The sequence below is a fragment of the Alkalihalophilus lindianensis genome (assembly GCF_032843265.1).
GTDB lineage: Bacteria > Bacillota > Bacilli > Bacillales > Bacillaceae_D > Alkalihalophilus > Alkalihalophilus lindianensis.
In genome coordinates this window covers 1-396 of sequence record NZ_JAWJBA010000072.1, presented here as the reverse complement: position 1 = coordinate 396, position 396 = coordinate 1, and the positions used below count along the sequence as shown (strand labels likewise).

Annotated in this window: 1 protein-coding gene; it reads left to right on the top strand. The window is 42.7% G+C overall.

Going from position 1 to position 396, the window contains the following annotated elements:
• On the top strand, nt 1-396 hold a 396-nt coding region (locus RYX56_RS21345), incomplete at both ends, for a BMP family lipoprotein (protein WP_317123987.1).

Genomic DNA, 396 nt, shown 5'->3' with positions numbered 1-396 from the left:
GGTCAATCCATTGCTTCCAAAATGTATTCTTCAGGTGTAGACGTTATCTTCGCTGCAGCAGGAGCTACGGGTAACGGCATGTTTAAAGAAGCGAAAGACAGGAAAGCAAAAGATCCAAATGCGAATATATGGACAATTGGTGTAGACCGTGACCAATCAGATATGGGTCCAGATGTAGTTCTTACCTCAGCCGTTAAACGTGTAGACGTAGCGGTTCAAGACATTGCGAAAAAGGCTAAAGAAGGTAATTTCCCTGGCGGTAAGGTCACACTTTACGGTTTAGCTGAAGATGGCGTTGTGGCAGCTCCAATTAATAGTAAAGTGGCCAACAAAGCTGATATTGAAAAGGCAATAAAAGACTGGACGGATAAGATTAAATCAGGTGCAGTAAAAGTT